20 protein-coding genes are annotated in these 21356 nt (G+C 74.5%); 18 read left to right on the top strand and 2 right to left on the bottom strand.

Features of this window, described 5'->3' with window-relative positions; genetic code table 11:
• Nucleotides 1–2: 2 nt before the first annotated feature.
• The 16 genes from ftsW (at nt 3) to BXA05_RS18140 (ending at nt 16508) form a co-directional block, all read left to right on the top strand.
• A complete protein-coding gene (gene ftsW / locus BXA05_RS18065; protein WP_082774411.1) occupies nt 3–1349 on the top strand; it encodes a putative lipid II flippase FtsW in 1347 nt (448 codons plus the stop codon).
• A 127-nt stretch (nt 1350–1476) separates the two neighbouring features.
• On the top strand, nt 1477–2625 hold the full coding sequence (gene murG / locus BXA05_RS18070; protein WP_128957523.1) for an undecaprenyldiphospho-muramoylpentapeptide beta-N-acetylglucosaminyltransferase: 1149 nt from the start codon (nt 1477–1479) through the stop codon (nt 2623–2625).
• Nucleotides 2622–4100: a UDP-N-acetylmuramate--L-alanine ligase gene (gene murC, locus BXA05_RS18075; RefSeq protein WP_076406547.1), complete on the top strand. Its 1479-nt coding sequence runs from the start codon at nt 2622–2624 to the stop codon at nt 4098–4100. The genes murG and murC overlap by 4 nt, the downstream gene beginning before the upstream one ends.
• On the top strand, nt 4100–5170 hold the full coding sequence (locus BXA05_RS18080) for a cell division protein FtsQ/DivIB (RefSeq protein ID WP_076406548.1): 1071 nt from the start codon (nt 4100–4102) through the stop codon (nt 5168–5170). Before murC ends, BXA05_RS18080 begins: the two co-directional genes overlap by 1 nt.
• Nucleotides 5171–5319: 149 nt before the next feature.
• The gene (gene ftsZ / locus BXA05_RS18085; protein ID WP_076406550.1) at nt 5320–6657 is read left to right on the top strand and encodes a cell division protein FtsZ; all 1338 of its coding nucleotides are present in this window, start codon (nt 5320–5322) and stop codon (nt 6655–6657) included.
• A gap of 34 nt (nt 6658–6691) precedes the next feature.
• Nucleotides 6692–7498 carry a peptidoglycan editing factor PgeF gene (gene pgeF, locus BXA05_RS18090; RefSeq protein ID WP_244550511.1) on the top strand — a complete coding sequence of 269 codons (807 nt, stop codon included), beginning with the start codon at nt 6692–6694 and terminating at the stop codon, nt 7496–7498.
• Nucleotides 7499–7637: 139 nt separating this feature from the next.
• Complete coding sequence (locus BXA05_RS18095; protein WP_009861904.1) at nt 7638–8123, top strand: cell division protein SepF; 486 nt, start codon at nt 7638–7640, stop codon at nt 8121–8123.
• 150 nt (nt 8124–8273) lie between these two features.
• Nucleotides 8274–8564 (top strand): YggT family protein, encoded by a 291-nt coding sequence (locus tag BXA05_RS18100; protein ID WP_240696747.1) that lies wholly within the window; start codon nt 8274–8276, stop codon nt 8562–8564.
• Between the two features lie 225 nt (nt 8565–8789).
• On the top strand, nt 8790–9464 hold the full coding sequence (locus tag BXA05_RS18105; RefSeq protein WP_061267590.1) for a DivIVA domain-containing protein: 675 nt from the start codon (nt 8790–8792) through the stop codon (nt 9462–9464).
• 138 nt (nt 9465–9602) lie between these two features.
• Nucleotides 9603–10064, top strand: coding sequence for a TraR/DksA family transcriptional regulator (locus BXA05_RS18110; protein ID WP_021482712.1), 462 nt, complete (start codon nt 9603–9605; stop codon nt 10062–10064).
• 59 nt (nt 10065–10123) lie between these two features.
• The gene (locus BXA05_RS18115) at nt 10124–10810 is read left to right on the top strand and encodes a signal peptidase II (protein ID WP_083712015.1); all 687 of its coding nucleotides are present in this window, start codon (nt 10124–10126) and stop codon (nt 10808–10810) included.
• On the top strand, nt 10807–11736 hold the full coding sequence (locus tag BXA05_RS18120; protein WP_043655591.1) for an RluA family pseudouridine synthase: 930 nt from the start codon (nt 10807–10809) through the stop codon (nt 11734–11736). Before BXA05_RS18115 ends, BXA05_RS18120 begins: the two co-directional genes overlap by 4 nt.
• A complete protein-coding gene (locus BXA05_RS18125; RefSeq protein ID WP_076406551.1) occupies nt 11733–12254 on the top strand; it encodes a GNAT family N-acetyltransferase in 522 nt (173 codons plus the stop codon). Before BXA05_RS18120 ends, BXA05_RS18125 begins: the two co-directional genes overlap by 4 nt.
• A gap of 98 nt (nt 12255–12352) precedes the next feature.
• On the top strand, nt 12353–15889 hold the full coding sequence (dnaE, locus tag BXA05_RS18130; RefSeq protein ID WP_061267591.1) for a DNA polymerase III subunit alpha: 3537 nt from the start codon (nt 12353–12355) through the stop codon (nt 15887–15889).
• 24 nt (nt 15890–15913) lie between these two features.
• Nucleotides 15914–16045, top strand: a complete 132-nt coding sequence (rpmF, locus tag BXA05_RS20810) for a 50S ribosomal protein L32 (protein ID WP_082774420.1) — start codon at nt 15914–15916, stop codon at nt 16043–16045.
• Nucleotides 16046–16103: 58 nt separating this feature from the next.
• On the top strand, nt 16104–16508 hold the full coding sequence (locus BXA05_RS18140; protein WP_076406553.1) for a pyridoxamine 5'-phosphate oxidase family protein: 405 nt from the start codon (nt 16104–16106) through the stop codon (nt 16506–16508).
• Between the two features lie 28 nt (nt 16509–16536).
• On the opposite strand, the gene BXA05_RS18145 is transcribed toward BXA05_RS18140, so the two are convergent.
• Nucleotides 16537–16773 (bottom strand): RNA-binding S4 domain-containing protein, encoded by a 237-nt coding sequence (locus BXA05_RS18145; RefSeq protein WP_034652908.1) that lies wholly within the window; start codon nt 16771–16773, stop codon nt 16537–16539.
• A gap of 133 nt (nt 16774–16906) precedes the next feature.
• Between BXA05_RS18145 and hisD the strand changes: the two genes are divergently transcribed.
• Together hisD and BXA05_RS18155 are read left to right on the top strand one after the other, a co-directional pair.
• Nucleotides 16907–18232, top strand: a complete 1326-nt coding sequence (gene hisD, locus BXA05_RS18150) for a histidinol dehydrogenase (RefSeq protein WP_076406555.1) — start codon at nt 16907–16909, stop codon at nt 18230–18232.
• Nucleotides 18233–18297: 65 nt separating this feature from the next.
• On the top strand, nt 18298–18753 hold the full coding sequence (locus tag BXA05_RS18155) for a GNAT family N-acetyltransferase (protein WP_061267613.1): 456 nt from the start codon (nt 18298–18300) through the stop codon (nt 18751–18753).
• Nucleotides 18754–18781: 28 nt separating this feature from the next.
• On the opposite strand, the gene BXA05_RS18160 is transcribed toward BXA05_RS18155, so the two are convergent.
• Nucleotides 18782–21049, bottom strand: a complete 2268-nt coding sequence (locus BXA05_RS18160) for a RecQ family ATP-dependent DNA helicase (protein ID WP_076406619.1) — start codon at nt 21047–21049, stop codon at nt 18782–18784.
• Nucleotides 21050–21356: the final 307 nt, after the last annotated feature.

The following is a 21356-nucleotide window of genomic DNA, read 5'->3' on the forward strand; positions in this document are numbered from 1 at the left end:
CGATGACCCAGACCGCGAACGGGCGAGGCGCGCCCTCGACGCGCACCGTCCCCCGGGCCGGCACGAGCCGGACGGTGCCGCGGGGCCGGGCGACGACCCGCGAGCCGCGACGCCCGCGGCCCGAGCCCGCCGAGCGACCGTGGCTCGGGCAGTGGAACAGCACGGTGACGAGCTACTACCTGCTCGTCGGCGCGACCACGCTGCTCGCGATCATCGGCCTCGTCATGGTGTTCTCCAGCTCGGCGGTCACGCAGATCGCCGCGGGCAAGTCGCCGTTCGGGGCGTTCCTCGACCAGGCGAAGTTCGCCCTCATGGGCCTGCCCGTCCTGCTCGTCGCCACGCGCGTGCCGGTCGACTGGTACAAGCGGCTCGCGTGGCCCGCGCTCTTCGTGGCTCTCGGGCTGCAGATGCTCGTGTTCACGCCGCTCGCGAAGAACGTCAACGGCAACACGGGCTGGATCGACCTCGGGCTCTTCACGTTCCAGCCGGCCGAGGTCGCGAAGCTCGCGCTCGCGCTGTGGCTCGGTGTCGTGCTCGGACGCAAGCAGCGGATGCTCGGGCAGTGGCGGCACGTGCTGATCCCGGCGGTCCCCGTCGCGGTCGCGGTCGTGGGCCTCGTGCTCGCGGGTCACGACCTCGGCACGGCGCTCGTCGTCATGGCGATCATCGCGGGGGCGTTCTTCGTCTCGGGGGCCGACGGGCGTCTGCTCGCCCTCGGGGCGGGCGGTGCCGCGTTCGTCGTCGGGTACGTGTTCATCCTCAACCAGTCGGGCGGCGACCGGCTCTCGCGCATCATGGCGACGTACCGCGAGTGCACCGACACCCTCGGCGAGTGCTACCAGTCGATGCACGGTCTGTACGCGCTCGGCACGGGCGGGCTCACGGGCGTCGGCCTCGGGGCGAGCCGCGAGAAGTGGTCGTACCTGCCGGAGGCGCACAACGACTTCATCTTCGCCGTGATCGGCGAGGAGCTCGGGCTGCTCGGCACGCTCCTGGTGCTGGGGCTGTTCGTCATCGTCGGCGTCGCCACGAGCCGGATCGTGCGCCGCCACCCCGACCCCTTCGTGAAGATCACGACGGCCGGGATCGCGTGCTGGATCGTCGGCCAGGCGTTCATCAACATCGGCGTCGTCATCGGGCTCCTGCCCGTGATCGGCGTCCCGCTGCCGCTCGTCTCGGCGGGCGGCTCCGCGCTCATCATGACGATGGCCGCGCTCGGCGTGCTCATCTCGTTCGCGCGCTCGGAACCGGGCGCGGCCGAGGCGCTCGCCGCGCGAGGGAGCGTCGTGCGGCGCTCGCTCGCCGTCGTCGGCCGGGCGGCGCGCCCCCGGCGCCGGACCGCGCGATGACCTCCCCGGCCGTCGCGGCCGCTCCGGCCGCGACGCCGGACCCGTGGGGCGCCCCGCGCCCCGCACGACAGACCTCCGCACGACGGACAGGACGCGGCACCTGCCGCAGGGAAGGACGACGAGGTACGTGACGACGATCGGTTCGGTGGTGCTCGCAGGCGGCGGGACGGCGGGGCACGTGAACCCGCTCCTCGCGGTGGCGGACGAGCTCCGGGCGCGTGAGCCCGGCGTGGTGGTGACCGCGCTCGGGGTCGCGGGCGGCCTGGAGGACGACCTGGTCCCCGCCCGGGGCTACCCGCTGCGGCACGTGCCGCGCGTCCCGCTCCCGCGCCGCCCGAGCGCGGAGTGGGTCAACCTCCCGGGCCGTCTCAAGTCCGCCGTGGACGCGGCGGGCGCCGTCATCGACGAGACCGGCGCGCGCGTCGTCGTCGGCTTCGGGGGCTACGTCTCCACGCCCGCGTACCTCGCCGCGCGCCGTCGCGACGTCCCGGTCGTGATCCACGAGCAGAACGCGCGCCCCGGCCTGGCGAACCGCCTCGGTGCCCGGTGGGCCGCGCGCGTCGGCGTGACGTTCGAGGGCACGCCGCTCAAGGGCGGCGTCGTCACCGGGCTGCCGCTGCGCCGCGAGATCCAGGACCTCGTGGCCGCGCGGGCGGCGGACGCCGCCGGGGTGCGCGCGGACGCCGCGGCGCGCCTCGGCCTCGACCCCCGCGCGCGCACGCTCGTCGTCACCGGCGGTTCGCTGGGGGCGCAGAGCCTCAACGAGGCGGTCTCCGGTGCCGCCGGCGCGCTCCTCGGGGCGGGCACGCAGATCCTCCACCTGACGGGCAAGGGCAAGGACGGCGCGGTGCGCGAGGCGGCGGCCGGTGCCGTCGCGGGCCACCCCGGCGCGCGCTACGACGTGCGCGAGTACCTCGCCGAGATGCAGCTCGCGCTCGCGGTCGCGGACCTCGTCGTGTGCCGCGCGGGCGCGGGCACGGTGGGCGAGCTCGCGGCGCTGGGCATCCCGGCCGTCTACGTGCCGCTGCCCATCGGCAACGGGGAGCAGCGGCTCAACGCCGGCCCCGTCGTCGCCGCGGGTGGCGGCCTGCTCGTCGACGACGCGCAGCTCGACGCGGCGTGGGTCGCGCGCGAGGTCCCCGCGCTGCTCGGTGACCCGGGCCGGCTCGACGCGATGGCCGCGGCCGCCGCGGGAGCGGGTGTGCGCGACGGCGCCGCGCGGGTCGCGGACCTCGTCGCCGAGGCCGTCGCCGGTGCGCCGGGGGCACGACCGTGACGGCGGCGTCGGGCGAGGGCCCGCTCGCGCTCGAGGCGCTCGGCACGGTCCACCTCGTCGGCGTCGGCGGGGCGGGCATGTCCGTCGTCGCCCGTCTCCTCGCCGCGCACGGCGTGCCCGTCCAGGGCTCGGACGCGCGCGAGGGCGACGCGCTCGCGGCGCTGCGCGCCGACGGCGTCCGGGTGTGGGTGGGCCATGACGCCGCGCACGTCGCCGACGCGGACACCGTCGTGGTGTCGAGCGCAGTGCGCGAGACGAACCCCGAGCTCGCGGCGGCACGCGCGGCCGGGCTGCGCGTGCTGCACCGCTCGCAGGCGCTGGCCTCGCTCATGGCGCGCGGCCGGTCCGTCGCCGTGGCGGGCGCGCACGGCAAGACCACGACGTCCGCGATGATCGCGACCGTCCTGCGCGGCGCGGGCCTCGACCCGTCGTTCGCGATCGGCGGCACGGTGCTCACCGAGGACGGCCCCGTCGCGGGCGGCCACCTCGGGTCGGACGTCCTCGTGGCCGAGGCCGACGAGTCGGACGGGTCGTTCCTCAACTACGCCCCGGACGTCGCCGTCGTCACCAACGTGGAGCCGGACCACCTCGACCACTACGGGTCGCGCGACGCGTTCGAGCAGGCGTTCGTCGACTTCGCGGCGCGGATCGTCCCGGGCGGGACGCTCGTCGCGTGCGCCGACGACGCGGGGGCGCGCGCTCTCGCGTCGTCCCACGCCCGGGCCGGGGGAGCGGTGGTCACGTACGGCACGGCCGCGGACGCCGACGTGCGCCTCGCGGACGTGGCCCCCGCCGACGAGGCGGGCCGACCCGGGGTGCGGGCGTCGCTCACGGGCACGGTCGGTGCGGCGCGCCTCGACGGGCTCGCGCTGCTGCTGCGCGTGCCGGGGCACCACAACGCGCTCAACGCGACCGCGGCCGTCGTGACGGCGGTCGTGCTCGGCGTGGACCCGGCGGCGGCGGTCGCGGCCGCGCACGGCTTCCTCGGCACCGGCCGTCGTTTCGAGGCCCGCGGCGAGGCGGGCGGCGTGCGCGTCGTCGACGACTACGCGCACCACCCCACCGAGGTGGCCGCGCTGCTCGCCGCCGCCCGGCCCGTCGCGGCCGGCGGCCGGGTGCTCGTGCTGTTCCAGCCGCACCTGTACTCGCGCACCGCGACGTTCGCCCGCGAGTTCGCGCAGGCGCTCGCCGGCGCGGACGAGGTCGTGGTCACGGGCGTCTACGCGGCGCGCGAGGAGCCGGACCCGGCCGTGAGCGCGCGCACGATCACCGACCTGGTCGACGCTCCCGGCGTGGTCGTCGACGCGGTCGAGGACCGCGTCGAGGCGGCCCGCCGCATCGCGGACGCCGCCCGCCCGGGAGACCTCGTGCTCACCGTCGGGGCGGGGGACGTCACGGAGCTGGGCGCCGTCGTCCTCGAGCGCCTCCGCGCGCGTCGCGACGGCGCCCCGGCGCCCGGAGGAGGCGAGGCCTGATGCGTCCGCCGCCCCAGCCTCGTCCCGCCGCGCCGCGGCCGGGCCGGTCGGGCGCGGGCGAACGGGCCGGACGGTCCGCGGCTCCGGGCCCCGCGAAGCCGGCCCCGAGCTCCGCGAAGCCGGCCCCGCCCGCGGGCGCGCGCCGTGCGCCGGTCGAGGACACGCCGACGCGACCGGTGCGCCGCGTCGCGGCGCCGGGCTCCGAGCTCGTGCGCTCGTCGGGCGGCCGACCCGGCACCGGTCGTCCTCCGGCCGCGCGCGGTGGCGGCGGCCGGGCCACGGGCACGACGACGTCCGTACCGCGCGGCGCGTCCGCCGCCCCGATCGGGGTCGTCTCGCACGGCATGGCCGAGCGGCTCGCCGAGCGCGACGCGATGCGCCGTCACCGGGTCCGCACGCGCGTCCTCGGCTGGGTCGCGGCGCTCCTCGTCGTCGCCGGTCTCGCGTGGGTGGCGTTCTTCTCGCCCGTGCTCGGCCTCGACCTCGACAAGGTCACGGTCTCCGGCGAGGGCACGGTGATCGACCCGCAGCAGGTCCGCGACGTGGTCGCCGCCGCGGACGGCGTGCCGCTGCCGCGGCTCGACACGGTCGCGCTGCGCGAGCAGGTGCTCGGCCTCAACGGCGTGCGCGACGTCGAGATCCGGCGTGCGTGGCCCTCGGGGCTCGCTGTGCTCCTCGAGTCGCGCGAGCCCGTCGTGGCGGTGCCCGTGGACGACGGCTTCGCGCTGCTCGACGCCGACGGCGTCCACGTGCGCACCGACCCGGTCGTGCCCGAGGGGTTGCCGGAGATCGACGCGCCGCTCGACGACCAGGGGGCGCGGGCGCTCGACGCCGCGCTCGTGCTGCTCAACGCGCTCCCGGCGGACCTCCACGCGCAGGTCGCGGAGGTCTCGGCGCCGACGCGCGACGCGGTCCGCATGACGCTGCGGGACGGCGTCGTCGTCGAGTGGGGGAGCTCCGAGGAGGCGGCGCTGAAGGTGCGCGTCCTGCAGACGCTCCGGGCCGTCCCGGAGAACGCGGGGGTCACCGTGTACGACGTCTCGGCCCCACGGCTCCCGGTGACGCGGTGAATGCGCGCGTGGCGATCCCCGACACGCGCGAGACGGTCGTTGATGATGGGCACGTCGACACCTACGGTCGACCCATGAACGACCTGACATAACTATAACCCTCTACTTGAGGGTGAAGGTTCAGGGCTGACCGATCGAGAGGCATTGACGTGGCAACTCCGCAGAACTACCTAGCAGTGATCAAGGTGGTCGGCATCGGCGGTGGGGGCGTGAACGCCGTCAACCGGATGATCGAGGTCGGCCTCAAGGGTGTCGAGTTCATCGCCATCAACACGGACGCCCAGGCGCTCCTCATGTCCGACGCGGACGTCAAGCTCGACGTCGGTCGCGAGCTCACGCGCGGTCTCGGCGCCGGCGCCGACCCCGAGGTCGGCAAGAAGGCCGCCGAGGACCACGCCGAGGAGATCGAGGACGTGCTGCGCGGCGCGGACATGGTCTTCGTCACGGCGGGCGAGGGCGGCGGCACCGGCACGGGCGGCGCACCGGTCGTCGCCCGCATCGCGCGCTCGCTCGGCGCGCTGACCGTCGGCGTCGTGACGCGGCCCTTCACGTTCGAGGGCCGCCGCCGCTCGGTCCAGGCGGACCAGGGCATCGAGAACCTGCGCAACGAGGTCGACACCCTCATCGTCATCCCGAACGACCGCCTCCTGTCGATGTCGGACCGCAACGTCAGCGCGCTGCAGGCGTTCCACCAGGCCGACCAGGTGCTGCTGTCCGGTGTCCAGGGCATCACCGACCTCATCACGACCCCCGGTCTCATCAACCTCGACTTCGCGGACGTCAAGTCCGTCATGCAGGGCGCGGGCAGCGCCCTCATGGGCATCGGCAACGCGCGGGGCGACGACCGCGCGGTGCAGGCCGCCGAGATGGCGATCTCGTCGCCGCTCCTCGAGGCGAGCATCGACGGCGCCCACGGCGTGCTGCTCTCCATCCAGGGTGGTTCCGACCTCGGCCTGTTCGAGATCAACGAGGCGGCGCGCCTGGTCCACGAGGCCGCGCACACCGAGGCGAACATCATCTTCGGCGCCGTGATCGACGACGCGCTGGGCGACGAGGTCCGTGTCACCGTCATCGCGGCCGGCTTCGACGGCGGTGCCCCGCAGGTGCGGGGCGACGCGCGGGCGCTCGGCCAGGTGGCCGGCGCCCAGCGCCCCGCGACGAGCGCGATCCCGGTCGTGCCCGCCGCGCGGGCCGTGCCGCCGGCACCGACGACGGGCGCGCACACGCTGCCGCGGCCGGTCGTGCCGATCCAGCCGGAGGCCGACGACGTCCCCGTCACGCTCGACGGCGGTCACGGCCCGGTGCCGGTGCAGCCGGTCGCCCCCGCGCCGTTCACCGTGGTCGGTTCCGGCGACGCCGGGAACCACAACGCGGAGGCCGTGCCGGGCGGGCAGAACGAGGGCGTCGACGTGCCCCCGCGGATCTTCGACGAGGAGCCCCCGCGCCGCAAGGTCGAGGAGCTCGACGTGCCCGACTTCCTCAAGTGACGGTGCGCGACCGCGTGGCGCGGTGCGGGGCCGTGTGAGCGCCGGGACCGTGCACGACGGGAGGGGTGGTGCCGACGGCGCCGCCCCTCCCGTCGTGCTCGAGGTGGACCTCGGGCCGGGGGTGCGCGCCGGCTTCACGACGCGTGACGGCGGGCTCTCGCCGGCGCCGTGGGACACGCTCAACCTCGGGCTGAACGTGACCGACGACGCCGACCGGGTGCGCGCGAACCGCGCGCGGGCAGCCGCGTGGCTCGGTGCGGACCCGGCCTTCGCGACGCAGGTCCACGGCACCCGGGTCGCGACGGTGGAACCTGCGCCGCGCGGTGCGGACCCCGTCGACACGGTGGGGGAGGCCGACGCTCTCGTCGCCCCGTCCCGCGGCGTGGGTCTGGGCGTCCTCGTGGCCGACTGCGTGCCCGTCCTCCTCGCGGACGCCGAGGCGGGCGTCGTCGGCGTCGCGCACGCCGGGCGCCGTGGCCTCGCGCACGGGGTGGTCGACGCGGCGCTGGGCGCCCTGGTCGCCGCCGGCGCGCGGGTCGACCGGGTGCGGGCCGCCGTCGGGCCGAGTGCGTGCGGGCGGTGCTACGAGGTGCCCGCGTGGATGCGCGACGACGTCGCGCTCGCGCGTCCGGCCACGTGGTCGACGACGTCCTGGGGGACGCCGGCGCTCGACCTGCCCGCGGGGGTCGTCGCCGACCTCGTCGCGGCGGGCGTGGCAGACGTCGTGCGCGTCCCGGCGTGCACGATCGAGGACGAGCGGTTCTTCTCGCACCGTCGGGCGGCGCGCCGCGGCACGACGACCGGTCGGTTCGCCGGGCTCGTGGCGCTCACCGGCGCGTGAGACGGCTCGGTCCGACCTCCGCACGAGGTTGCGCACGCCGGGCGTGTCGTCCGGGGCTCGCCGCGCACCCTCGGTTAGCGTGAACGCACCGGTCCGACGGCCGGTGGACCGAGGATCGATCGAGGACGGAGCAAGGCCCATGGCGGGAGCGCTGCGCAAGACCATGCTGTATCTGGGCCTCGCTGATGATCGCGGCGAGGACGAGCAGGACGAGTACGTCGACGAGCTCGACGAGACGGGGGCGGACGTGGCGCACGACTACCAGGCACCGGTGACGCCGCTGCACCGCGCGCTCGGGCCGCGCGAGGTGCCGCAGACGAGCATGTCGGCGGCCGAGCTGCGGCGGATCACGACGGTGCACCCGCGGTCGTACAACGACGCGCGCGTGATCGGCGAGGCGTTCCGCGGCGGCACCCCGGTGATCATGAACCTCTCGGACATGGACGACGCGGACGCGAAGCGCCTCGTCGACTTCTCCGCGGGCCTCATCTTCGGGCTGCACGGGGCCATCGAGCGCGTCACCAACAAGGTGTTCCTGCTCTCGCCCGAGCACGTCGAGATCACCGGCGAGGAGCAGACCGCCGCGCCGGCCCCCGGTCGCGCGGGCTTCTACAACCAGAGCTGAGCGTGCGCGCGGCGCGGTGACCCGCCGAGCACGCGCCGCACGCACGGAGGGGCGGGCGCGGTGACGCGCCCGTCCCTCCTGCGCGTCCGCCCTGGGCGTAGCGCGTGTCCCCGGCGGGGCCGGGGGCGGTGCGTCTGGCACAGTTGACCCGTGATCTGGGACCTCATCACAGGCATCGTCGGATTCCTGCTCTGGCTCTACCTGCTGCTGCTCATCGGTCGGCTCGTGTTCGACTGGGTGCAGTTCTTCGCTCGCGACTGGAGGCCCCGGGGGGTCCTGCTGGTGCTCGCCGAGGTGATCTACTCGGCGACGGACCCGCCCCTGCGCGCGCTGCGTCGGCTCATCCCGCCGCTCTCGCTGGGTCAGGTGCGCCTCGACCTCGCATTCATCATCCTGTTCTTCGCGGTGACGATCGCGGCGCAGGTCGTGTCCTCGCTCTGAGACGCACGTCACCCGATCGGGGTGTCCGGGCGGCCCGTACAGGGCCGCTACGTCCGGTTCGCCCCGACCCCCACCGCACGCCCGCGCACGCTGCACGCCGTCGGCACGGTTCGACGGCGCGCGACGGCGCGGCTGCTCCCGCCCCTGAGGGCAATGTCCGCTACTTTGGAGTCTGGTGATCGCGAGGTCGCCCGGACCGACACGCAAACGCTATGAGGTGAACCGATGGCACTGCTCACTGCAGAGGACATCCTGAACAAGAAGTTCTCGGCGACGAAGTTCCGCGAGGGCTACGACGTCGAAGAGGTCGACGACTTCTTGGACGAGGTGGTGAGGACCCTCAACTCCGTGCAGGAGGAGAACGAGGACCTCAAGGCGAAGCTCGCCGCGGCGGAGCGTCGTCTCGCCGAGCTCAGCCGAGCCGACGCGTCCAGCGCTGCGGTGCAGCCCCCCGTCGTCGAGACGCCGAAGGCGCCCGAGCCGGAGCCGGAGCCCGTGCGCGCCGCCCCGATCTCGCAGGCCGTCGTCACGAAGAACGCGGCGGAGCCCGAGTCGGCGACGGGCATGCTCCAGCTGGCCCAGAAGCTGCACGACGACTACGTGCGCTCCGGCCAGGAGGAGGGTGACCGCCTCATCGCGGAGGCCAAGGAGGAGGGCTCGCGCATCGTGCGCGAGGCCGAGGAGACCTCGCACCGCACGCTCTCGCAGCTCGAGCAGGAGCGTTCGCTCCTCGAGCGCAAGATCGACGAGCTGCGGATCTTCGAGCGCGACTACCGCACGCGTCTCAAGAGCTACCTGCAGAACCTGCTGGGCGACCTGGACAACCGGGGCAGCGCCCTCCCGCCGCGCAGCAACGTCGGCGGGGCGAGCCGCACGAGCGACCTCGCTCCCGGCATCTAGCACCTGCGTCGACCGTCCGGCAGCGGCCGGTACGCCACGCACCTACGCCTTCTCTCCCGCCTCGGCGGACCGGCGTGGTGTGTTGTGCGTACCGGCCGCTGCGTCTACTCTCGCGTGACTCGAACTTGGAGGGGCGACATGACCAAGCTCACCACCGCGGCCCGTTCGGCCGTGCGCGACCGTTTCCCGAACCTCGCGAAGGACGTCAAGTCCTTCCCCGTGCGCGACGGGGAGGAGCCCTGGACCCTGCGGGAGGCCGAGGAGCTCGCCGCGGAGCTGCTCGCCGAGAAGGAGCGGCTGGAGGGGGAGCTCGCCGTCGCGGACGAGGAGCTGTCGAACCTCCTGCGGCACTCCGGTGACGGCGCCGGCGACGACCAGGCGGACTCCGGGTCCAGCGCCCTCGAGCGAGAGCAGGAGCTGACGCTCGTCAACAACGTGCGCGACCTCCTCGCGCAGACGTCGCACGCGCTCGACCGCATCGCGGCCGGCACGTACGCGACGTGCGAGGAGACGGGGCTGCCGATCGGCAAGGCGCGCCTCCAGGCGTTCCCGCGCGCGAACCTCTCGGTCGAGGCCAAGCAGCGCGCCGAGCGGCGCTGAGCGCCGACGCGTCGCGGGGCCGCGTCGACCGGGGCGACGACGTGGCAGACTTGCGGCCGATGTCCACCTCCGCGCGCCCCGAGCCCACCGACCCCGCCGACGCCTCCCCGCAGGCGCCCGCCGACCTCGCCGCAGGAGCCGTCCGGCGCGGTCCGCGACGCGTCCTGGTCGTGTGGACCGTCGTCCTCGCCGTCCTCGTCCTCGTGCTCGACCAGCTCACCAAGTGGTGGGCGGAGTCGAGCCTCACGCTGGGCGACGACACGATCCCGCTGGTGGGGTCGCTGCTCGGGCTGCGGCTCATCTACAACCCCGGTGCGGCGCTCTCCATCGCGACCGGCATGACGTGGCTCCTGACCATCGTCGTGGTCGCGGTCGTCGTCGTCATCGTGCGCATGGTGAGCCGCATCGGCTCGCGCGCGTGGGCCGTCGCGCTGGGCCTCCTGCTGGGCGGCGCGCTCGGGAACCTCGTCGACCGCTTCTTCCGGGAGCCCGGCTTCGCGCGCGGGCACGTCGTCGACTTCATCGCCTACGCGAACTGGTTCGTGGGCAACGTCGCGGACATCGCGATCGTGGCCGCGGCCGTGATGATCGCCGTCCTGTCGGTGCTCGGCGTCGGGCTGGACGGGACGCGCCACGGCGGCGACCACGCGGGCGCCGGGACGAGCGCCGACGACGCCGTCGAGCCGACGTCCGGGCCCGCACCCGAGCCGACCGCCACGCGGACCGACGACGAGGGGGCGCGGTGAGCCTCCGGTCGCTCCCGGTGCCCGACGGCCTCGCGGGCGAGAGGGTCGACGCCGGGCTGTCCCGGCTCCTCGGCCTCTCGCGGACGCGGGCCGCAGAGCTCGCCGCAGGCGGCGCCGTCCGCCTCGACGGGCGCGAGGTCGGCAAGTCCGACCGGCTCGTCCCGGGCGGGTGGCTCGAGGTCGACGTGCCCGACGCCGCGCCCGCCGTCGAGGTCGTCGCGGAACCCGTGCCGGGCATGGGCATCGTGCACGACGACGACGACCTGGTGGTCGTCGACAAGCCCGTCGGGGTCGCGGCCCACCCGTCGCCGGGCTGGACGGGCCCGACCGTCGTCGGCGCCCTCGCGGCCGCGGGGTACCGGATCTCGACGTCGGGCGCCGCGGAGCGCCAGGGCATCGTGCACCGCCTCGACGCCGGGACGTCGGGACTCATGGTCGTCGCGAAGAGCGAGGTCGCGTACACCGCGCTCAAGCGCGCCTTCAAGGAGCGCACGGTCGAGAAGGTCTATCACGCGCTCGTCCAGGGCCATCCCGAGCCCACCACCGGGACCATCGACGCGCCGATCGGGCGGCACCCCAGCGCGGACTGGAAGTTCGCGGTCACGGCGGAGGGCAAGCCCTCGGTCACGCACTACGAGGTGCTCGAGATGCTGCCCGCCGCGTCCCTCGTCGAGGTGCACCTCGAGACGGGTCGCACGCACCAGATCCGGGTGCACTTCTCCGCGCTGCGGCACCCGTGCGTCGGCGACCTCACGTACGGTGCCGACCCGGTGCTGGCCTCGCGCGTGTCCCTGACGCGCCAGTGGCTGCACGCGATGCGCCTCGGGTTCGAGCACCCCACGACCGGGCAGTGGCTCGAGCTGACGAGCGAGTACCCGGACGACCTCGCGCACGCGCTCGAGGTGCTGCGCGGGGCGTACGCGTGACCGTCGCCGCCTCGGGGCCGGGCGACGCCCGGCTCGCCGTGGAGCGCGTGGCCGACGACGCCGGGCTGGCCGCCGCGCACGCGCTGCGGCTCGCGGTGTTCGTCGACGAGCAGGGGGTGCCGGTCGAGGAGGAGATCGACGACCTGGACACCGCGGAGACGACCACGCACGTGCTCGTCCGGGACCGCGACCGGGGCGGGGACGTCGTCGGCACGGGCCGGCTCCTCACGGACCCCGCGCACCCGGGAGAGGTGCACGTCGGCCGGGTCGCGGTCGCCGCGGTCGCGCGCGGCACCGGCGCGGGAGTCGCGGTGATGCGCGCGCTGGAGGAGGTCGCGCTCGCCGAGCACGCGGTCCCAGGGCCGGACGGACGCCGCGCCGTGCGCGTCCTCCTCTCCGCCCAGGTCCAGGCGATCGGCTTCTACGAGCGGCTCGGGTACGCCGTGTCCGGACCCGTCTACCTCGACGCGGGCATCGACCACCGCGACGCCGCCAAGACCCTGACGACGGACGTCTGACCCCTCTCGGCGGGGCACCGCGCGCCGTTCGCGTGACGTGCCGCACGACCCGCCGCGACCTCGCCCGGGTGTGGGTGGGGCACGCCTAAGATCGGTGCATGCCCACCGCGACCGAGGACTTCGTCCACCTCCACGTCCACACCGAGTACTCGATGCTGGACGGTGCGGCCCGGATCGGGGACCTGTTCGACGAGGTCGAGCGCCTGGGCCAGAAGGCCATCGCGACGACGGACCACGGCTACGTGTTCGGGGCGTTCGAGTTCTGGTCGCGGGCGCAGGCGAAGGGCATCAAGCCGATCATCGGCGTCGAGGCGTACGTCACGCCGGGCACGAGCCGGTTCGACCAGACCCGCGTGCGGTTCGGGCAGCAGGGGCAGGAGTCCGACGACGTGTCGGCGCGCGGTGCGTACACGCACATGACGCTGCTCGCGAAGGACAACGAGGGTCTGCACAACCTGTTCCGGGCGTCGTCGCTCGCGTCGCTCGAGGGGCAGATGGGCAAGTGGCCGCGCATGGACCGCGACCTCCTCCAGCGCTACGGCAAGGGCCTCGTCGCGACGAGCGGGTGCCCGTCGGGCGAGATCCAGACGCGCCTGCGCCTCGGCCAGTGGGACGAGGCGGTGCGGACGGCGGGCGAGCTCCAGGACATCTTCGGCCGCGAGAACTTCTTCGTCGAGCTCATGGACCACGGGATCGACATCGAGACACGGGTCACGAAGGACCTCCTGCGCCTCGCGGAGACCATCGGGGCGCGCCTCGTCGCGACGAACGACCTCCACTACGTGCGCGAGGAGGACGCTTCCAGCCAGGAGGCGCTGCTCGCGATCAACTCCGGCTCGACGCTCGACGACCCGGACCGGTTCAAGTTCGACGGCACCGGCTACTACGTGAAGTCGGCGGCCGAGATGCGCCGGGTCTTCGCGGAGCTCCCCGAGGCGTGCGACAACACGCTGCTCATCGCCGAGCAGTGCGAGGTGTCGTTCGACACGAAGGCCAACTACATGCCGCGGTTCCCCGTCCCCGAGGGCGAGGACGAGACGAGCTGGTTCGTCAAGGAGGTCGAGCGCGGGCTGCACCGCCGCTACCCGAACGGCATCCCGGACGCGGCGCGCAAGCAGGCGCAGTACGAGACCGAGGTCATCATCCAGATGGGCTTCCCGGGGTACTTCCTCGTGGTCGCCGACTTCATCAACTGGGCCAAGGACCAGGGCATCCGCGTCGGCCCCGGCCGTGGGTCCGCCGCAGGCTCGATGGCGTCGTACCTCATGGGCATCACCGAGCTCGACCCGCTGGAGCACGGGCTGATCTTCGAGCGGTTCCTCAACCCCGAGCGCGTCTCGATGCCCGACGTCGACGTCGACTTCGACGAGCGTCGGCGCGGGGAGGTCATCCGGTACGTCACCGAGAAGTACGGCGACGACCGCGTCGCCCAGATCGTCACCTACGGGACGATCAAGGCCAAGCAGGCCCTCAAGGACTCGGCACGGCTCCTCGGCTTCCCGTTCGCGATGGGGGAGAAGCTCACCAAGGCGATGCCGCCGGCCGTCATGGGCAAGGACATCCCCCTGTCGGGGATCTTCGACCCGAAGCACGAGCGGTACTCCGAGGCGGCGGAGTTCCGCCAGCTCCACGACACCGACCCGGAGGCGCAGCGCGTCGTCGAGCTCGCGCGGGGTATCGAGGGGCTGAAGCGGCAGTGGGGCGTGCACGCCGCGGGCGTCATCATGTCGAGCGACCCGCTCATCGACATCATCCCGATCATGCGCCGTCCCCAGGACGGCGCGGTCATCACGCAGTTCGACTACCCGACGTCCGAGGGCCTCGGCCTCATCAAGATGGACTTCCTCGGGCTGCGGAACCTCACGATCCTCGACGACGCGCTCGAGAACATCGAGATGAACGGCAAGGAGCCGATCGAGATCGAGTCGCTCACGCTCGACGACAAGGCGTCGTACGAGCTGCTCGCGCGCGGTGACACGCTGGGCGTGTTCCAGCTCGACGGCGGCCCCATGCGTGCTCTCCTGCGCCAGATGAAGCCGGACAAGTTCGACGACCTCTCGGCCGTCATCGCGCTGTACCGCCCGGGCCCGATGGGCATGAACTCGCACACGAACTACGCGCTGCGCAAGAACGGGCTGCAGAAGATCGAGCCCATCCACCCGGAGCTCGAGCAGCCTCTCGCGGAGATCCTCGACGAGACCTACGGCCTCATCGTCTACCAGGAGCAGGTCCAGAGGGCCGCGCAGATCCTCGCCGGGTACTCGCTCGGACAGGCCGACCTGCTGCGGCGCGCGATGGGCAAGAAGAAGAAGGAGATCCTCGACAAGGAGTTCGTGCCGTTCCAGGCGGGCTGCCGGGAGCGCGGGTACTCCGACGCCGCGATCCAGGCGGTCTGGGACACGCTGGTCCCGTTCGCGGGCTACGCCTTCAACAAGGCGCACTCCGCCGGGTACGGCCTCGTGGCCTACTGGACGGCGTTCCTCAAGGCGAACTACCCGACGGAGTACATGGCGGCGCTCCTGCAGAGCGTGCGCGACGACAAGGACAAGCTGGCCCTCTACCTCAACGAGTGCCGCCGCATGCACATCACCGTGCTCCCGCCGGACGTGAACGACTCCGCGGCGAAGTTCACCGCGGTGGGCGGCGACATCCGCTTCGGTCTCACGGGCGTGCGCAACGTCGGCGCGAACGTCGTCGACGCGATCATCCGCACGCGCGAGGAGAAGGGCGCGTTCACGTCGTTCACCGACTTCCTCGACAAGGTGCCGGCCGTGGTGTGCAACAAGCGCACCATCGAGTCGCTCATCAAGGCAGGCGCGTTCGACTCGCTCGGCCACGCGCGGCGCGCCCTGCTCGTCGTGCACGAGCAGGCCGTCGACTCGGTGATCAGCGTCAAGCGCAAGGAGGCGGAGGGCCAGTTCGACCTCTTCGCCGACTTCGGGGGCGCCGACGCCGAGGACGGCATGTCGTTCTCCGTCGACGTGCCCGACCTCCCGGACTGGGACAAGAAGCAGCGCCTCGCGTTCGAGCGCGAGATGCTCGGCCTGTACGTGTCCGACCACCCGTTGTCCGGGCTCGAGCACGTGCTGACGCGCGCCGCGGACACCGGGATCGCGAACCTCCTCGCCGACGAGGGCCGGCCCGACGGCTCCACCGTGACGATCGCCGGCCTCGTGACGTCGCTCCAGCGCAAGATGAGCAAGAACGGCAACCCGTGGGCCGCGGTGACCATCGAGGACCTCGAGGGCGCCGTCGAGGTCATGTTCTTCGGCGAGACGTATCTCGCGTACTCGACCGTCCTCGCCGAGGACCAGGTCGTGGTCCTGCGCGGGCGCGTGCGTCGGCGCGACGACACGATGCAGCTCCAGGCGATGGAGGTCTCGCTCCCGGACATCACCGTGGGCGCCGAGTCGCCGCTCGCCGTGAAGGTCTCGCACACGCGCTGCGTCGAGCCGATCATCCTGCGCCTGCGCGAGGTCCTCGCGACGCACCCCGGCTCGGCCGAGGTGCACGTCCAGGTCCTCGAGCCCGGCAAGACCACGGTCGTGCGCGCGGGCGACGGGCTGCGGGTCGAGAAGTCGCCGGCGCTGTTCGGCGACCTCAAGGCGCTGCTCGGGCCGTCCTGCCTGCTCTGACACGCCGACGCCGTCGGTCCGGCACTGCGCACGGTCCCGCCGCGCAGACGGTCCCGCCGCGCAGACGGTGCCACCGCCCGGGCGGTGCCGTCCTGCCCGCGCTGCGGCGCACGCAGGACGGCGCACCCGCTGCGGCTCGTCGGCGGCGTCGTGTGACGACCGGCACGAGACGGCTCCGGCCGGTGCCGGGCAGGCCGCGCCTAGACTCGCGAGCGTGATCCGACTCAACCCCGAGCAGCGCGTCTTCGTCACCGAGCGGCACCTGGCCACGCTCACGACCCTGCGCGAGGACGGGAGCCCGCACGTCGTCCCGGTGGCGTTCACCTGGGACCCGGACGCGGGCGTCGTGCGGATCACGACGAACCGCGGGTCGGTGAAGGCGCGCAACGCCCGCCGGACCGGGCCGGACGGGGCGCACCCGCGCGCCGCGGTGTGCCAGGTCGACGGCGGACGGTGGCTCACGCTCGAGGGGACGATCGAGGTCGTCGAGGACGCGGAGGAGGTGGCGGACGCCGTCGCGCGCTACGCCCGCCGCTACCGCCCGCTGACGCCCAAGCCGGAGCGCGTGGTGCTGCGCCTCACGCCGGACAAGGTGATGGCCTCGACGTACATGGCCTGACCCCTGCCCGGCGGGTCGTACTCGCGGCTCAGGCGACGGTCGCGCTCTCCCCGCCCTGCGGCCGGTCCACCGTGACGACGTCGCCCCGGTGCAGCTGGCGTCCCCGGCGCGTGTCCACCTCGCCGTTCACGCGGACCTCGCCCTCGGTGACGAGCTCGCGCGCCTCCGCGCCGGACTCGGCGAGCCCGGCGAGCTTGAGGAACTGGCCGAGGCGGATGACGTCGTCGGAGATCTCGACCGGGCGGGCGTCGTCGGAGGCGTTCATGACGCCATTCTCCCCGGCGCCGCGTGCCGCGACGACACGACTCCCGACGAGAACGCGCCCGGCGCGGGCCACCAAGACGACCGGCGGGCGAAACGCGCTCGTCGCGGGCCTCCCGGGCTCCTAGACTCGTCGCATGATCTCCCGCATCGATCTCCGAGGGCGTTCCCTGTCCGCACGCGAGCTCGCCGAGGCCCTGCCGCGCGCAGAGGTCGGCGTGGAGGACGCGGCGCATCGGGTCGCGCCGATCCTCGAGGCGGTGCGGACGCGCGGGGCCGAGGCCCTGCGCGAGTACGCCGAGCGCTTCGACGGCGTGCGGCCGGAGCACCTGCGGGTCCCGGCCGACGAGATCGCCGCGGCGCTCGCGGCGCTCGACCCGCAGGTCCGGGCAGGGCTCGAGGAGTCGATCCGCCGGGTCCGGCTCGTGCACGCGGCGCAGCGCCCGCAGGACTTCACGGTCCAGGTCGCGCCGGGCGCCCAGGTCCGCCAGCGGTGGGTGCCCGTGCGCCGCGTCGGGCTCTACGCGCCCGGTGGTCTGGCCGTCTACCCGTCGTCCGTCGTGATGAACGTCGTCGCGGCGCAGGAGGCGGGCGTGCCGAGCCTCGCCGTCGCATCACCGCCGCAGCGTGAGGGGGGCGGCCTGCCGCACCCGACGATCCTCGCGGCGTGCGCGCTGCTCGGCGTCGACGAGGTGTACGCCGTCGGCGGGGCGCAGGCTGTCGCGATGTTCGCGTACGGTGCGGCCGGCAGCGAGCCGCAGGACGGCGACGTGCTGTGCGAGCCGGTCGACGTGGTGACGGGCCCCGGCAACGTCTTCGTCGCGGCGGCCAAGCGGCTCGTGCGAGGCGTCGTGGGCATCGACGCGGAGGCGGGCCCCACCGAGATCGCGGTCCTCGCCGACGCCTCGGCGGACCCGGGGCACGTCGCGGCCGACCTCATCAGCCAGGCGGAGCACGACCCGCTGGCCGCCGCGGTGCTCGTCACCCCGTCGGTCGAGCTCGCCGCCGCGGTGGAGGCGCGCCTCGCGGACCTCGTGACCGCGACGAAGCACGCGCAGCGCGTCGCGCAGTCGCTCGCGGGCCCGCAGTCCGCGATCGTGCTCGTCGACGACCTCGAGCACGGGCTGCAGGTGGTGGACGCCTACGGCGCGGAGCACCTGGAGATCCAGGCCGCGGGGGCGGCCGAGCTCGCCGAGCGCGTCACGAGCGCGGGGGCGATCTTCGTCGGGCCCTGGTCGCCGGTCTCGCTCGGCGACTACATGGCCGGCTCGAACCACGTGCTGCCGACGGGCGGCTGCGCGCACTTCTCCAGCGGGCTCGGCGTGCACAGCTACGTCAAGGCCGTCCAGGTGGTCGAGTACGACCGCGACGCCCTCGAGGACCTCGCGGACCGGATCGTCGCCGTGGCGAACGACGAGGACCTCCCGGCGCACGGCGAGGCGGTGCGGGCGCGGTTCCTGTGACCGCCGGTCGGTCCGGCGCGCCGCTCGACGGCGTCCCGCACGGGGTCTCCGCGCGGAATGCCGTCGTGCGGGTGCGACGTGCCGTCCCGCGCGACGCGGCCGACCTCGTGTCGTTGCGCGTGCACCTCATGCGCGCGATGGGCGAGCCCGGCGCGGAGGACCCGACGTGGCAGGGCCGGGCACGCGCGTGGTTCGCCGCGGGTCTCGCGACGACCGACGTCGTCGCGTTCGTGGTCGACGCGCCGGGACGCCTCGCGGCGTGCGCGCTCGTCGAGCTGCACCGGTCCGCGCCGTCGGCGCGCAACCCGCGCGGCACGACGGCGCACCTGTCGAACGTCTGCACGCACCCAGGAGACCGGGGCCGGGGGTTCGGTCGCGCGTGCGTCGGAGCGGCGCTGGACTGGGCCCGCACGGCGGGCGCGGACTCGGTGTCCCTCCACGCGACGCCGGAGGGCGAGCCGCTCTACCGGTCGCTCGGCTTCGTGGACACGACGTACACCGAGCTGCGCCTGCGCTGGTGACGCGCCCGGTCGCCGGGCCGAGCCCGCGTCAGCGCACCCCGAGCACGAACGGGTGCACCGCCGCCGCCCCGGCGCGGCGCAGCAGGCGTGCCGCGACTGTGAGGGTCCAGCCCGACTCGGTGTAGTCGTCGACGAGCAGCACGCGGCGGCCGGCGAGCCCCGCGCGCGCGGCGTCCGACAGCTCGAGCTGGAGGCGGCCCGCGACGCCCGCGAGGCGCGTCGCGGAGTTCACGTCGTGCCGGCCCGGCTCCTCGCGGCCCGGGACCGGCCCGACCGCGCCGATGAGCGGCTTGCCGAGGTAGCTCGCGAGCCCGTTCGCCAGATGGAACGTGAGCCGCGGACGCGTCGCGGAGCGGACCGCGACGACGCCGTCCACGAGGAGCCGCCGCTCGGCCGGGGCGGTGCCGTCGGGGGTGTCATCGTCGGCCCCGGTCCCCGGGTCCGGCTGCGGCGCGGACTCGTAGAGCTCCGCCCAGTCGTCGAGGACGCGCGCGGCGGCGCGCCGGAGCGCGACGGGGGTGTCGCCGTCGGGCGTCGTGGCCGCGAAGAGCTCGCGCAGCGGCGCGGACCAGCCGAGCCCGTCGAGGCGCGCGACCGCGCGCCCGGTCTCCGCGAGCTCGTCCGCACCCAGACGCCCGCGCAGGTCGAGCCCCAGGCGGTCCATGCCGCTCGGCCACTGCCGACGGGCCACGACCTCGACGCCGGGGCGGTCCATGTCGGCGCGCGCGGCGGCGACGGCCTCCGCGTCGGGGAGCGCGGGCAGCGTCACGCCGCCGCACGTGTCGCAGCGGCCGCACCGCCACCCGTCCTCGAGCTCCGGGTCGTCGAGCGCGGCGCGCAGGAACGCCATGCGGCACCCGTCGGTGGCCTCGTAGTCGAGCATCGCCTGCTGCTCCGCCGAGCGCGTGGCGTCGACGCGTGCATAGCGCTCCGCGTCGTACGTCCAGGGCTCACCGGTCGCCTCCCAGCCGCCCTTGACGCGCCGGACCGCGCCGTCGACGTCGAGCACCTTGAGCATCCCCTCGAGGCGTGACCGCTTGAGGTCGACCTGCGTCTCGAGCTGCGCGACGGACTGCGTGCCGCCCGCGCCGAGGGCGTGGAGAGTCGCGCGCACCTGGTCCTGCGGCGGGAACGCGGTGGACGCGAACCACTCCCAGATGCGGCGGTCCTCCTCGCCCGGCAGGAGCACCACGACGGCGGAGTCCACGCCACGGCCCGCGCGCCCGACCTGCTGGTAGTACGCGATCGGCGAGCTCGGCGCCCCGAGGTGGACGACGAAGGCCAGGTCCGGCTTGTCGAAGCCCATCCCGAGCGCGGAGGTCGCCACCAGCGCCTTGACGCGGTTCTCCTTGAGGTCCTCCTCGAGCCGCTCGCGCTCGGCGGGGTCCGTCTGGCCCGTGTACGACGCCACGGCGAGACCGGCGGCGCGGAGCTGGCTCGCGACCTGCTCGGCGGCGGAGACGGTGAGGCAGTACACGATCCCCGAGCCGTCGACGTCCTGGAGCGCCTCGACGAGCCACGCGACGCGCGTCGGCTGGTCGGGCAGGCGGAGCACGGCGAGGTGCAGCGACTCGCGGTCCAGGCCGCCGCGCAGGACGAGCACGTCCTCGTGGGCCGCCCCGCCCGCGACGTCGCCGGCGGCCCCGCCCGCGGTGTGCGCCGCGGTGACGCCGAGCTGCTCCGCGACGTCGGCGGTCACGCGCTCGTTCGCCGTCGCGGTCGTCGCGAGCACCGGGATGCCGGGCGGCAGGTCGGCGAGCAGGGTGCGGATGCGCCGGTAGTCCGGCCGGAAGTCGTGGCCCCAGTCCGAGATGCAGTGCGCCTCGTCGATGACGACGAGGCCCGCGTCGGCCGCGAGCCGGGGGAGGACCTCGTCGCGGAAGCCGGGGTTGTTGAGCCGCTCCGGCGAGCACAGGAGGACGTCGACCTCGCCGTCCGCGATCGCGCGGTGGACGTCGTCCCACTCCGTGACGTTGGCCGAGTTGATCGTCACCGCCTTGATCCCGGCGCGCGCGGCGGCCGAGATCTGGTCACGCATGAGCGCGAGGAGCGGGGACACGATCACCGTCGGGCCGGCGCCGCGGTCGCGCAGCAGCCGGGTCGCGACGAAGTACACGGCCGACTTGCCCCACCCGGTGCGCTGCACGACGAGCGCACGACGGCGGAACGCCACGAGCGCCTCGATCGCGCGCCACTGGTCCTCGCGCAGCGTCGCGTCGTCGCGCCCCACGAGGGCGCGCAGCGCGGTCTCGGCGTCCTCGCGCAGCGACTGCCCGTCGAGGAGGCCGCGCAGCATGGCGAGCTTGGCGCGCTTGGCGGCCTCGCCGCCGTCGGCCGCCGGAACGGGCGTGGGGTCGGGCGCGGGGTCGTCGCCCCGGGCGCCCGCGCCCGGGACCTCGCCGCCGGCCGTGCGCGCGGCGGGAGCCGTGGCCGCCGGTGCCTGCGGCGCCGCCCCCGCCCACGGGTCGCCGAACGGGTCGGCGGGCTCGTCGAGCGGCGGCTCGTCGGCCGGGTCGAAGGGCAGGTCGGCGTACGGGTCGGTGGGGCTCACCCGCACGATCGTAGGCGCACCCGCCGACCCTCGGGCCGTCGTGCACAGCCCC

The organism is Cellulosimicrobium funkei (assembly GCF_900155925.1).
Lineage (GTDB): Bacteria > Actinomycetota > Actinomycetes > Actinomycetales > Cellulomonadaceae > Cellulosimicrobium > Cellulosimicrobium funkei.